This is a genomic window from Mycobacterium neumannii, from assembly GCF_002245615.1.
GTDB lineage: Bacteria > Actinomycetota > Actinomycetes > Mycobacteriales > Mycobacteriaceae > Mycobacterium > Mycobacterium neumannii_A.
This window is the reverse complement of the sequence record NZ_NKCO01000001.1, coordinates 182,809-194,741: the sequence shown is the minus strand read 5'-3', so window position 1 is coordinate 194,741 and position 11,933 is coordinate 182,809. Positions and strand designations below refer to the sequence as shown.

Sequence of the window (11,933 nt, the reverse complement as noted above, 5' to 3'; positions counted from 1 at the left end):
CGAAGACGTTAGCGCGTCCTATCTCCCTTATTGGGCCGTCTTTACCTCTTCCGCGGGCAGGCCAACTTTTCGGGCGAGACACGCCGCCTTAAGTGTTGGACCATGGTCCTGTAGAACCTACCCTCAACACTTATGAGCCGCGGACTTGGTGCTGTGCAGCGCACCGTGTTGAAACGGCTCCGCGCGAACACCGCCGACCCGATGTGCGACTGGGACAACGACTTCGCCTCCTGGACCTCGATAACCGAACTCGCGGGCAGCATCGACCGGACCCGGGTTGAATCCACCCGTAGGGCAGTCCTCAAACTCGAAGCGGCAGGCCTCGTCGACACGCTGATCGTGTGGCGTGAAGTTGACTATTGGTATCCGCGGTGGCTGCGGCCCAGTAAGACGTCGCGGCAGATGTTGGTCGCTCGGATACGTATCGACGGCGATATCCGAGAACGCTGGACCCAGAGGTGGGAGGACGAACGCCGGCGGGTCACCGAGGCCATCGACAGGCTGGTTGCGCTGGACCGAGGTATCAGTTGAACAGCGCGTCATCTGGGAGGAATTGAATGGCGAATCCTGCAGCGGTGCTGCATCGAATACTGACCAGTTGGCGCGATAACAAAAACTACGCAGACGCCAACGAGCAGCGGATCGCGGCACGACAGCTCGAGTTGATCGATGAGCTGGTCAATCAAATGGAAGCCACCGAAGCTTCAGGTGCGACCACGATATTCCGGCAGCAGTTCAGTTATTGGGTATCACTGGTTTACCACCATCCCCACGGATGGAAGGGGACCAATTCGAAACACGTAGACGACCACGCGCTGCAGATTCTCGAGCTATTGGCCGATCGGTTGGACGGCATGGTCCCCACACTGGAGCCCGACGGAATCGATCAGATACGCACCTATGCTGAACACGCCCGAAGATTCGTTACCGAAGATCAGTCGATCACACCGTTGGTTCGGGCCCATCTCCTACGAGTCATCAGCCATCTGGACTGGTGCATCGTCGAGCAAGCACGATTGAGCGACAGCGACTTTCAGGAAGCAATCGAACGGCTGTTTGCGGCCATGGTTCGCACCGCAACCACGGCCGACGATAAGCAGAAGTGGTTCGACTGGATCATGACGAACACCGTGTGGCCATTCACCGTGAATCTCGCCACCGCGATCCCGGCGCAGGCCCTCGCTCAGCTGCTAGGTGGGTGACTGTTTAGCTCGTCGAGGTTGTAGAGAGACTCGTGAAGCATCGCGAGCATGTCGTCGATTCGAAGGTATGCCTTCTGCACCAACTCGACGTTCTCGAGCCCGAACTCGCTGCGGTTGAGGCGATCCAGCATTACCTGTGCCTGCACGACCGTCTTCGCCGCGGCATGCCGCTCATTCTGCGAGAAGGACTCTGGCTTCCAAGCCACTAATCCCTCCTCTCGAGCGGGATGCTTTCCCGCTGCAGCACCTCCCGCCCGGCCGCCAATATGGCCGGGGAGGTATCGGAGAAGGACATTGGTTGTCTCCCTTTACGGTTGGAGGGGCACGCCGATCCGCTATGACTTCCTGAACCTCGACCAGTCCAAGGGGCAGGAACCGTTGACCTCAATCGGCTTCAACACCACACCCTCATGCTCTGCAGCCCATGCACCACGCGCAGCCAGAAACTCGTTGAACGCCGCCTGCCACGCCTTCGCCGTGCGGTACCGCCGCCCCTGGAACACCATCAACTCCTCGGGGATCTTGCCAGAATCGCGACGCCGCCTCACTTGACAGCCCTCAAACCCGTACGCGGCCTCTGACTCCCAGCACCGATGTCATCGGACGGAATCGCCAACGCGGCAACCAACTTGGTGAACGCCAACCGCTGCTGCCGTAATTCCACCAACGCCGGATGCGCCCGAACCCCCTGCGGCGAGGTGTTCAACACCCCATCCCGATCCACAACCGCCTGCAGTTTGTCGATCGAGTCAGCCGTCCGGCACGCCTCGCACAGTAGGGCCAATTCGTGCTGATCGAGCTCGAAGGTGGCGACCGTAGACGTCCACAGCGATAGCCCTGACCCCGTCAGACCGGCCGGGACCGGGGGTGGAGACTGCTTACTCGGCATTCAAGGCTCCGTAGGTCGATTTTTTTCGAGAGGGTGGCAACACACAGCCGCCTCTGAATGGAGGGGCCGATCTTGATGGGGGGTATGGGTCACCCGCCCTACCTGGGAGTCTTGTGAGCGGCGGCTGGCGCAGGTGACCTCTAGGCGCGCGCGCAGGTGTGCCATGTTGGAGGGCCTTGCCCAACTCGAAAGGAAGTTTTGTCAACAGTGGGTTTGACGCCTGTCCGCCGCTGGTCATTGGGTTCACCTCGGAAGAATCCCGCTACGCGCTGTTCCATCTCGTTCTTGAGTGATGGGACGCCGCGCGGTGTGGCTGCGGTGGTCTGGCCGCCGATTCGTTGGAAGCCGGCGGAGTGCGGGAGGTTCAGTGAGGGCGGCATGTAGTGGGCCGTGTTCATCAGGCTGTTGTTTTCGTACTTCGCGAGCGCGGCGAGGTCGTCGAGGTCCCTGCGGGTCCCGTGGTTGCGCTCGATGAAGTCTTCTTTGATTCGCGTCCAGCCGTGCGTCAATGCCTGCTCCAGAACCGCTCGCGCAAGGACGGTGTCGTCGCTGCGTAATGCCGATTGGTAAACGGCTTCGGCCTCATCGGCGTCGTCTAACTTCCGTGCACGGTCTTGGGCGGTGCGGAAGCTGTCCAGGCGCGCGGGGTCGTTACTCGACCCAGTCAGGCCGAACAATCGCTTCTCGATCCGTTCCTTCTCGCGCTTGACGGCTGACTTCTCAGCCCTGTGCAGTGCGGCGAGCTGTTCGACGACCTGCGCGTGCAGCGGCGCTAGTTTCTGCCGTCGGCCTTCAACGGTTAGGCCGCGGTCTGTTTCGACCTCGGTATGGAGGTTTTGAAAGTCGTCAGACAGCTGGCCGGCTTGGTCGCGGAAGCCTTGCACTTCCGCTTGCAGGGCTTCGAGTCCGCTCATGTCAACGTTGTCCTTTCTGAATGGCGGCGGTGTCGTCGGTGGTGGGTTCTGGTTCGACGTCGATGGTGGTGAGGCGCTGGTGGCCGCCTTTGGCGTAGGCGGCGCGTCCGCGTGCTCGACCACCGTGCTCGACGGGTGGGCGGGCTTCGGCGACAAGATTGTTGAACTCCTCGTCGGTCAGTGCTGCGAGGATGCGTGTCACTTCGGTTCTGTTCACGACTTACCTTCGATGTGCTCGGTGACCGCGGTATCGTCGAGAAGCCATCGGCCGCTAACGATGCGGCCGCCGAGCCGCGGGGCGAGGCGCCGTACCTGCCTGCTGGACAGGCCCATTCGGTGCGCGGCTTCTTCGATACTCACGGTTGGTGATGTTGCCGGTATCACCACGTTGGGGACGTCCACATGTCCGGTTCCGGACGCTTCGAGGAATGCTGCGGCGAGGTCATCGTGAATCTTGCTGTGCGGCAATCCGGACAGACGCCGGGAGCGGATCGCGATGAGTACCGCGTCGGCGGCTGCTCGTAGCCCCGGTCCAGACACGATGACGACGCCAGGCCACTGCTGTACAGCGTGGCTGGTCACGAATTTGTTTTTCCGGTCGGGATGGTGAAGGTGTAGTTGCGGCGGTTGCAGAAGCCGGTGACCGCGTCTGGCAGCCAATGGCGGTGATCGCAATAGGGGCAGACGACCTGCAACAGACGGCGGCCGTCGGCCAGTGTCCGGCGGGCACGGATCACTGTTCGCTTCACAGTGCACCGCCGCTGAGTCGAGCTTTCGCGTTTCCGACTGCGGTGCAGCGACTACAGATTCCGCGATCCCGCGACGCGTGCATGTGCTTCGGAATTGGTCTACCGCAGTCGCAGCACTGCGCTACCTGAGCAGCGTCCGGGGGCGTAGATGATGCGCCCCAGTCGACCGAGCCGTGATTGTTCAACGCGTTGAACAATGTGGTGTCTCGGGTTCCCTCAGGGTCCGCGAGGTCCGCGAGGTCCGCGAGTCCGGCATCGCCTTCATCGCCCACATCGCGCACATCGCCCTTTTCTGGAGGTACGTAGCGCAACCAGGGGTCCCAGAAGTCCTCGCGGCGGTAACCCTTCCGCGAGCCGAGCGGCGTCCAAACATCTTGTGACTTGATGTCGTAGTCGCTGAGGAGTTGCGCTAGCTTGCGTGGTTTCAAACCTTCGCCATATAGGTCCCCCCACGGGGCCTCATCGAGTTCGGCCAACTTCTTGAGGACATCCGCGGTGGGCATCGTCGCTGCGTCGGCGGGCCAGATCCTCTTCAGATCGCGCAGCAGTCGCACACCGAGACTGACCGCAGACTCCGGCTTCTCCGAGATAAAGGCCGAGCACGCTTCACGTGCCCTCGCCGGCCATTCGCCACCGGCGAGATCGGCCACCATAATCAGCGGTTCCCAGACATCGGCGTCCCGGTCCTGCACCCCATCAGGGAGGGTCGGGTACTGCAGATCGTCGGTGACGCTGGCGGCCCACGCGGCCATTTGCGCCTGGAGCTTTTCTCCTTCCGGGCGGTGCAGCCGGTCTCGGAAGGGCTCCAGCGATTCGCCGCCGCGGCGCGGCTTCATTCGGATGATGACCGACCGCGACATCAGCGTGTCGGGCAAGTTTCCGAGTCCAGCCATTGCGACCGGGGTGAAGACGTGGAAGTCCTGCACTTCATCGCGGTTCTTTCCGCCCACGCGTTGAACGACCGCGCCGACGCGGTAACCGTTGTTGATCACCCTCCGCATGTCTTCGGAGCCCTCAGACTGCTTCTTGCCGATGAAGATGGCGTCGACCTCGTCAAGCAAGATGGTGGGTTGCCGGTCTTCCACGATCCGAAAGAACGCTGACATCGATATGTCAAGCGCCATAAGCGGGTTCGCGCAAAGCACGTCGAGCACTTCCAGAACGCGAGTCTTCCCAGACCCAGGCTCTGGGGACAAACACGCGAATCTGGGCGTGGTTTCCAGCCGGTCAATGAAATGTGTATGCGCGGACCACAGGGTTGCCGCGACGTAGCAGTGTTCACCGGGTAGGAGGCAGAAGCGGCGGATGAACACTTCGACGGCGTCGAGGACCTCGGCGGCGCCGTCGGGGTTGTCTTCGGCGTACCACTCGGCGAGTTCGTCTGAACGGTCCTCGGTCACGACGCCTCCCGCGGAATGTAAACCATACTGCGCTGGGTGATCTCGCGCGCCACGACAGGCCAATCCTCGGCCGCCGACACGTCGCGTGACGCCTCAGCGCGGGTCTCTTGATTTATCTCCAGGTGGAGCGCCCAGTGCTGTGCGGCGTCATAGACGGCTGCCCACTTTCGCGCGTCGAGGTCGTCGAGGGAAACCCATTCGGGTGTGCCGATCATCGGGAACTGGCCGATCATCTTGAGTTGCCCGTCGACGAACTCGTGGACCGACCACCAGGAAACCTGTTGCGAATACGGATGGTCGGTCATTTGTTCACCGCCTTCGCGGCGCATACCGGGCCAAGGAACCTGCGAACCGACTTCGGGTTCGTCACCCAAGCGCCACAGCGGCGACACTGAACCGCTATGCGGTAACCGCGCTCAGCGGCCGCACTGATGACGGCCAGGTCGGCGCGGTCATCAGCGGTGAGCGACTCAAGCCTGTCGAAGCCGTACAGGATCGGCTCGGCGGTAGACTGCCGATAGCCTCTGGTGGCGTTTGAAGAGGGCCGGTTCTGTGGCGGGGCCGGCCTTTTTCGTGTCTGGGACATCAGGCATCGCCGCCCGTTTCGGCGATCAGTTTGCTACCCACCACGGCCTTGCGGCGACGCGCTTGCGCCGACTTCAGGGCGAGCCGCTTAAAATGGGCTTTGCGCGCATGCTCGGCGCGCTGGGCGCGTTCAGTCGGCGTCAAGACACCTTCGGGGTCGACCTCACGCTCGAACTGATCGAGCATTGCTCTACGAGCGGGTTCAGTTCGCGCGGAACGGTTTTCGGTACGTGCCCATGAACTGTGGGCCGCGATTTGGCCGCGCAAGGATTTTTCAGCTGGAGTCATAGCCAACTTCTCCACCTCAACAAATGAGAGGCGAGCCGCCTTATCGGGGCAACTCAACGAAGCTGGCGCGGGATTGCGCTGCTACAGGTTTACCGGTGCCTGCGCGGTGCAGTCACGATATCAGCAAGCGTTGTACAAAGCGCGCAACTGCGAGATTGTGAGTGTCGCGACGTCGCCATCCTTCAGCACTGCGCCGTCAGGGGCGACATAGCCCTTTGACAGCGCGAGCTTTTCGAGGACGGGCATCACTTTCTCCCACCGCAGCCTGAGTTTTGGTTTGCGCGGCGGCACTTCCAGAACTGTGCGGCCATCAGGCAGCCGCTTCAACGGTGACAACTCAGCACGGTCGAGGCCAGGGGGCGCGGGATGACTGCGCGTGTAGGCTTCGATCTCTTCCCAACTCTCAAATGAGTCCACCACCCTGAGGCTGTACTCCGTTGCCTTGCGGCTCGTCGGAGCGAACGCAACGCCCCACGGCTCCGTTTCCCACAAACCCGCCTCGTCGCCAAAGCTGTACTTGATGAAATCGCAAACGCGCGGATGCAAAGTCGGTTTCCCGCGCCGGACATGCTCGTCGACCAGTTTGATGCGCACTCGCCGCTCAAGCATCTACAACTCACCCAGATTGAGTGAGCGTGCCTCGGCCGCTGCGCGATCGGCCGCCGTCGATCTGGTGTAGCGGTCAATCATGTCGCGAGTCGACCATCCGGCGACCGCCATCAGTCCGCCTTCCGATCCACCCGCTGCCAACCACCGCGAGGCCGCGGTGTGCCGCAGCAAATGCGGATGGAAGTTCTTGAGCCCAGCCAACTCTGCCCGCCACTTAAGCGTCTTGTGTAAGCCGTAATACTCGAGACCTTTACCGCGGTCGCCGAGCCACAGCGCGGAGGTCTCGGCGAGCAGATGACTACGGCGGGCGCGCAGGTAGCGGTCGATGGCAACACCAGTCTGAGGGCCGAATGGCGCAACGCGGCCCTTGCCCCCTTTGCCTCGCCGAACCGTTACCAAGCCGCGCCCAAGGTCAATGTCGTCGACGGTGAGGCCGCACACCTCGCCTGCGCGCATCCCGGTCTCGACCATGAGTCGCACGATGGCCTCGTCGCGACGGTCGCGGAAGTCTTTTCCGACGCAGACCTTAATGAGGCGGCGCAACTCTGCCTCCGACAGCGACTCGGTCACCTTGGCATCCAACTTTGGCGCCTTCAGGCCGAGAAGGGGATCGTCGTCTATCTCGCCTTCTTCGGCCAGCCACGCCGAAAAACGGCGCATGGCGAGTTGGCGGGATCGGGCCGTCGCGGGTTCGGCCCCGGCGTCGAGCAGGTCGGCTACGAACGCCTTCATCAGATTGCGGTCGAGGGCCGGGGTCTGGTTCTGCTGTGCGCACCACCGCAGGAAGGCGCGCACGCCGTCGCCGTAGACCTTGACTGTCTGTGCTGACTTGCGTTCAGCGCGCAGAGACAGTTCCCAGGAAGGGAGTAGGGCAGCGAGGTCGAGGCTCGCTGGTTTGCGACGCGCCATGCCGATATCTTGACTAGCTGCGCTGTGCTTGTCTACTATTTCTGAACTGACCAACAAATCCGCTGGTCAGAGCAAGATATCGGAGTGTTGCTCAGTCCAGGTAGTCGCGCAGAACCTGAGAACGGCTCGGGTGGCGCAACTTTGACATGGTTTTCGACTCGATCTGGCGGATGCGCTCGCGCGTCACCCCGTACACCTGACCGATCTCGTCGAGCGTGCGCGGCTGACCGTCGGTGAGCCCGAACCGCAGCCGCACCACTCCGGCTTCACGCTCGGACAGCGTCTCCAGCACCGACTGCAGCTGATCCTGCAGCAGCGTGAACGACACCGCGTCCACGGCCACCACGGCCTCGGAATCCTCGATGAAATCGCCCAGCTGCGAATCGCCCTCGTCGCCGATGGTCTGGTCCAGCGAGATCGGCTCACGGGCGTACTGCTGGATCTCCAGCACCTTCTCCGGCGTGATGTCCATCTCCTTGGCCAGCTCTTCGGGAGTGGGCTCGCGGCCCAGGTCCTGGAGCAGCTCACGCTGGATGCGGCCGAGCTTGTTGATCACCTCGACCATGTGCACGGGGATGCGGATGGTGCGGGCCTGGTCGGCCATCGCGCGGGTGATCGCCTGGCGGATCCACCAGGTGGCATAGGTGGAGAACTTGTAGCCCTTGGTGTAGTCGAACTTCTCGACGGCGCGGATCAGGCCCAGGTTGCCTTCCTGGATGAGGTCGAGGAACGCCATGCCGCGACCCGTGTAACGCTTGGCCAGCGATACCACCAGACGCAGGTTCGCTTCCAGCAGATGGTTTTTCGCGCGGTCGCCGTCGCGGCAGATCCACATCATGTCGCGGCGCTGCGCGGCGGGCAGCTTCTCACCCTTCTCGGCGAGTTCGGCCATCAACTGAGTCGCGTACAACCCGGCCTCGATGCGCTTGGCGAGCTCGACCTCTTCCTCGGCGTTGAGCAGCGCGACCTTGCCGATCTGTTTGAGGTAGGCGCGCACCGAGTCGGCCGATGCGGTCAGTTCGGCGTCCTTACGGGCCTGCCGGAGGGCCTCGGATTCCTCTTCGTCCCAGACGAAGTCGCCGGATGCCTTGTCCTTCTCCGACGGCTCGGCGATCTCGTCGTCCTCCGCGACGGCCTCGGCGTCGGCTTCCGCGGCGGGCGCATCGCCCTCGGCGGCCTCCGCACTCTCCTCGGCGGGTTCCTCGTCGACCTCGAGATCCGCCAGGTCGATATCGGTGTCTTCGACCGCGAGGTCCTCGCCGGGCTCGGCTTCGATGTCGTCGGTCTCGAGGTCGTCGGCCTCGGCGTCGACCTTGGTGTTGTCGGGCTCGGCGGCGGTGGCCTTCTTGGCGCGACCGCGGGGTGCGGCGGTCTTGGCGGCCTTCGAAGCCTTGGCCGGTGCCTTGCCTGACGTGCTTGCCTTCGCGGCGGTCTTGGCGGCGGTCTTGGCGGGCGCCTTGGTGGCGCGGGTCTTGGCGGCCTTCTTGGCCGGCGCCGTCCCGTTAGCCGACTTCGCCGCGGTCTTCTTGGCGGGGGCGGTTTTGGTAGCGGTGCGCTTCACCGGCTCATCGGTTGCCGGGCTTGCCTTTGTCGCTGCCACGTACACCCTTTCCTTGTGCTACCTCATCACGGGCAGGGTAAGCCCCATCGATGAGCGTCGGCTGTCGAATAATGGCGGTTGATAATCGTCGCTATCCAGGCTGCGGCCGCCGTCGACCATTGTAACGACAGTGTGCGAGAACGCCGCCTCGAGCGGCAAATCCCGGGCGTGGCTACTTGGCGGTAGCTGTGACATCCACCTCAGCAGCCATCGCGGCGCCCACGATGCCCGCCGTGTTCTGCAGAGCCGCGGCCACCACCGGCGTGCGGTTCTTGAGCAGCGGAATCCATTTATCGGCCTTGCGGCTGATGCCGCCGCCGGCGATGAACAGGTCCGGCCAGATCGCGTTTTCGACCGCTACCAGCACCTTCGTCACCTCGACGGTCCAGCGCTCGTAGTTCCAGCCCTTGCGTTCCTTCACCGACGACGCGGCGCGATGCTCGGCTTCCTTGCCGCCGACCTCGAGATGACCGAACTCGGTGTTGGGCAGCAGCGCGCCGTTGTGGATCACGGCCGAACCGATTCCGGTGCCGAAGGTCAGCAGCACAATCACGCCGGTGTTGTCTCGGCCCGCGCCGAACTTCTCCTCGGCCAGCCCGGCGGCGTCGGCGTCGTTGAGAACCGTGACCGGCTGTCCGTCGAGCGCGTTGCTGTAGAACTCGCTGGCGTTGCTGCCGATCCATTCCTTGTCGACGTTGGCCGCGGTGCGCACGATCCCCTCGGTGACCACGCCGGGGTAGGTGACGCCGACCTTCTCGGTCCAGCCGAATTCCCGGACCACGGCCGCGACCGTCTTGCTGACCGCCTCGGGAGTCGCGGGCTGGGGGGTCGCCAGCTTGAATCGCTCGCCGATCAACTGGCCGGTGTTCAGGTCGACGATTCCGCCCTTGACGCCGCTGCCACCGACGTCGATTCCGAATCCGCGCCGCTGGCTCCCGTTGACGCTCTGGGTGACGGGTGGTGAATTGGTCGCGGTCATGAGCGCTCCTCTACTCCGGGCAGGCGTGCCGCAGCCACGTCATGCGCCCCACACCTTAGTGGTTCGAAAGTGGCTGCGCGGGCCTGTCGGAGACAGTCGGCGACAACGACGACCGAAACGTGCTGCGATGGGTGCATGCCCGACAACGACGCCGATCCCGTCCTGCTGCGCTCGGTCGCCGAGCAGCTGGCCACCGAAGCGGCCGCCTTCGTACGGCAGCGCCGTGCAGAGGTTTTCGGCGCCCCCGGCTCGTCGACAGACGATTCAGGGCTGCGAACCAAGAGCTCGCCCACCGACCCCGTTACCGTCGTCGACACCGAAGCCGAGCGACTGATCCGCGACCGGCTGGCAGAGCTGCGGCCCGGTGAGCATGTGCTCGGCGAAGAGGAGGGCGGAACCCCCGCGCACGGGGACGACCTCACCTGGGTGCTCGATCCGATCGACGGCACGGTCAACTTCGTCTACGGACTGGAGGCCTATGCGGTGTCGGTGGCCGTGCAGCGCGGCGGCAGATCGGTGGCCGGTGCGGTCGCGAATGTGCCCGCCGGCGCGGTGTACTCGGCTGCGCTCGGCCACGGCGCCTCTCTGCGCGACGCCGACGGCACCGCATCGCTGCACACCAGCGGCGCCGACGATCTGTCAATGTCGTTGTTGGGTACGGGTTTTTCGTACGACCGCGAACAGCGGGCCCGGCAGGCCGCGGTGTTGACGCGGGTCCTCCCCGAAGTACGCGACGTGCGCCGGATCGGATCGTGCGCACTGGACCTGTGCATGGTTGCGGCGGGTCAACTGGACGCCTACTACGAGGACGGCGTCCACCTGTGGGATTGGGCGGCCGGAGCGCTGATCGCCGCCGAGGCCGGGGCCACGCTGCAGTTGCCGCAGGGCAGCGGGGCGACGGGCGGGCCGGGGTTCATCACGGCCGCCGCACCGGGCGTTGCGGCCGCCCTGGACGACGTCCTGCGCGGCGCGGGCGCACCGTAGAAAGCGGCTGCGCGATCGCGGCTCAGCAGGTCCCCGAGTGGATCTTCGACAGCAGCGACGAGTCGGACGCCTGCGTGGCGTCGGGGCGCAGGCTCGCCAGCACCGCCTCGATGTCGTCGCTGCTGCTCAACTCCGTGAACTCTGTGCCGAGAGCCAGATCGACGCTGTCGTCGCCGCGCTCGTCCTGAAAAAGTTCGGTGCACGGCGCCACCAGCCACACCGCGGCGGCCGCGGCCCGTCCGGCTTCGCCGAACCGGATTTGACCCTGGCAGTCCAGCCGCGCGGTCGCGTAGATCGGATCGTTCGCCGCGGTCGGTTCGGCGAAGCCGAGGTCCTTCAGCGCGCTGGCCACCTCGGCGGCCTGACCACCCTGACCGCTGGCGTTGAGGACCCTGATCTTTGTGTCGGCGAGGCGGGCGGGGCTCACGTCGATCATGTCGGCGCGCGACACCTGCTCACCCAGCGTCGAAGCGGGGGCGTTGGGATCACTGGGCGCTGGCGGCGGATTGCACACCGCGGCCTCCGGCACGTCGGCGGGGCGGTTCAGGGCGATGACCCACACCATCAACGTCACCACCGAGAGGGCGACGAACAACAGGATGGCGGGCAGAAAGTTGCGCCGCCGGAAGGGGCGACCGTGTTCGTCGAACGCGGTTCCCTCTGTGATTTGCGCGACCACGCTTGCACTCTAAAGCCCCTGTTCCTGCGTTCCGCGCATGGTACGAGGCCTCTTGTGACATAAATCACAGTGCAACGGGTACACATACGGGCACGAATCGTTTGGCGGATGCGTTCGACGCTGGTACAAAGCTCTGCTGCACAAGG

At 64.0% G+C, this 11,933-nt stretch carries 18 protein-coding genes; 3 read left to right on the top strand and 15 right to left on the bottom strand.

The genetic code is table 11. The features are described from left to right. Nucleotides 1-132 precede the first annotated feature (132 nt). Nucleotides 133-531 (top strand): hypothetical protein, encoded by a 399-nt coding sequence (locus CEX88_RS01015; RefSeq protein ID WP_126315871.1) that lies wholly within the window; start codon nucleotides 133-135, stop codon nucleotides 529-531. A gap of 26 nt (nucleotides 532-557) precedes the next feature. Then, nucleotides 558-1,202 (top strand): hypothetical protein, encoded by a 645-nt coding sequence (locus CEX88_RS01010; protein WP_094292079.1) that lies wholly within the window; start codon nucleotides 558-560, stop codon nucleotides 1,200-1,202. Here CEX88_RS01010 and CEX88_RS01005 read toward each other — a convergent pair. The 14 genes from CEX88_RS01005 to ppgK all read right to left on the bottom strand — a co-directional run bounded on the left by CEX88_RS01005 (nucleotide 1,184) and on the right by ppgK (nucleotide 10,124). Beyond that, the gene (locus tag CEX88_RS01005) at nucleotides 1,184-1,408 is read right to left on the bottom strand and encodes a hypothetical protein (RefSeq protein WP_094292078.1); all 225 of its coding nucleotides are present in this window, start codon (nucleotides 1,406-1,408) and stop codon (nucleotides 1,184-1,186) included. The two genes, CEX88_RS01010 and CEX88_RS01005, sit on opposite strands and share 19 nt — an antisense overlap. A gap of 338 nt (nucleotides 1,409-1,746) precedes the next feature. Further along, nucleotides 1,747-2,091 carry a terminase gene (locus CEX88_RS00995; RefSeq protein ID WP_094292076.1) on the bottom strand — a complete coding sequence of 115 codons (345 nt, stop codon included), beginning with the start codon at nucleotides 2,089-2,091 and terminating at the stop codon, nucleotides 1,747-1,749. A gap of 140 nt (nucleotides 2,092-2,231) precedes the next feature. Continuing rightward, entirely contained in the window at nucleotides 2,232-3,005 is a 774-nt protein-coding gene (locus tag CEX88_RS00990) for a hypothetical protein (protein WP_094292075.1), read from the bottom strand. A gap of 1 nt (nucleotide 3,006) precedes the next feature. Then, nucleotides 3,007-3,222: a hypothetical protein gene (locus tag CEX88_RS00985; RefSeq protein WP_094292074.1), complete on the bottom strand. Its 216-nt coding sequence runs from the start codon at nucleotides 3,220-3,222 to the stop codon at nucleotides 3,007-3,009. Then, nucleotides 3,219-3,587, bottom strand: a complete 369-nt coding sequence (locus CEX88_RS00980; protein WP_094292073.1) for a hypothetical protein — start codon at nucleotides 3,585-3,587, stop codon at nucleotides 3,219-3,221. The genes CEX88_RS00985 and CEX88_RS00980 overlap by 4 nt, the downstream gene beginning before the upstream one ends. After that, entirely contained in the window at nucleotides 3,584-3,754 is a 171-nt protein-coding gene (locus CEX88_RS25985; RefSeq protein WP_202931341.1) for a hypothetical protein, read from the bottom strand. The genes CEX88_RS00980 and CEX88_RS25985 overlap by 4 nt, the downstream gene beginning before the upstream one ends. Then, nucleotides 3,751-5,217 (bottom strand): DUF3631 domain-containing protein, encoded by a 1,467-nt coding sequence (locus CEX88_RS00975; protein WP_126315870.1) that lies wholly within the window; start codon nucleotides 5,215-5,217, stop codon nucleotides 3,751-3,753. Before CEX88_RS00975 ends, CEX88_RS25985 begins: the two co-directional genes overlap by 4 nt. Beyond that, a complete protein-coding gene (locus CEX88_RS00970) occupies nucleotides 5,151-5,459 on the bottom strand; it encodes a DUF2742 domain-containing protein (RefSeq protein WP_094292279.1) in 309 nt (102 codons plus the stop codon). Before CEX88_RS00970 ends, CEX88_RS00975 begins: the two co-directional genes overlap by 67 nt. Beyond that, nucleotides 5,456-5,740: a DUF6011 domain-containing protein gene (locus tag CEX88_RS26570; RefSeq protein ID WP_420799164.1), complete on the bottom strand. Its 285-nt coding sequence runs from the start codon at nucleotides 5,738-5,740 to the stop codon at nucleotides 5,456-5,458. Before CEX88_RS26570 ends, CEX88_RS00970 begins: the two co-directional genes overlap by 4 nt. Then, entirely contained in the window at nucleotides 5,740-5,925 is a 186-nt protein-coding gene (locus tag CEX88_RS00965; RefSeq protein ID WP_238381911.1) for a hypothetical protein, read from the bottom strand. The genes CEX88_RS26570 and CEX88_RS00965 overlap by 1 nt, the downstream gene beginning before the upstream one ends. A 222-nt stretch (nucleotides 5,926-6,147) precedes the next feature. Continuing rightward, entirely contained in the window at nucleotides 6,148-6,621 is a 474-nt protein-coding gene (locus tag CEX88_RS00960) for a hypothetical protein (RefSeq protein ID WP_126315869.1), read from the bottom strand. Between the two features lie 15 nt (nucleotides 6,622-6,636). After that, complete coding sequence (locus tag CEX88_RS00955) at nucleotides 6,637-7,599, bottom strand: tyrosine-type recombinase/integrase (RefSeq protein WP_238381910.1); 963 nt, start codon at nucleotides 7,597-7,599, stop codon at nucleotides 6,637-6,639. 37 nt (nucleotides 7,600-7,636) lie between these two features. Further along, on the bottom strand, nucleotides 7,637-9,145 hold the full coding sequence (locus CEX88_RS00950; RefSeq protein ID WP_094292277.1) for an RNA polymerase sigma factor: 1,509 nt from the start codon (nucleotides 9,143-9,145) through the stop codon (nucleotides 7,637-7,639). Between the two features lie 172 nt (nucleotides 9,146-9,317). Beyond that, nucleotides 9,318-10,124, bottom strand: coding sequence for a polyphosphate--glucose phosphotransferase (gene ppgK, locus CEX88_RS00945; RefSeq protein WP_066841420.1), 807 nt, complete (start codon nucleotides 10,122-10,124; stop codon nucleotides 9,318-9,320). Between the two features lie 135 nt (nucleotides 10,125-10,259). Between ppgK and CEX88_RS00940 the strand changes: the two genes are divergently transcribed. Continuing rightward, nucleotides 10,260-11,108, top strand: coding sequence for an inositol monophosphatase family protein (locus tag CEX88_RS00940; RefSeq protein WP_066841419.1), 849 nt, complete (start codon nucleotides 10,260-10,262; stop codon nucleotides 11,106-11,108). A 22-nt stretch (nucleotides 11,109-11,130) separates the two neighbouring features. Here the strand turns inward: CEX88_RS00940 and cei are convergent, their stop codons facing one another. Next, nucleotides 11,131-11,787 (bottom strand): envelope integrity protein Cei, encoded by a 657-nt coding sequence (gene cei / locus CEX88_RS00935; RefSeq protein ID WP_066841418.1) that lies wholly within the window; start codon nucleotides 11,785-11,787, stop codon nucleotides 11,131-11,133. Nucleotides 11,788-11,933: the final 146 nt, after the last annotated feature.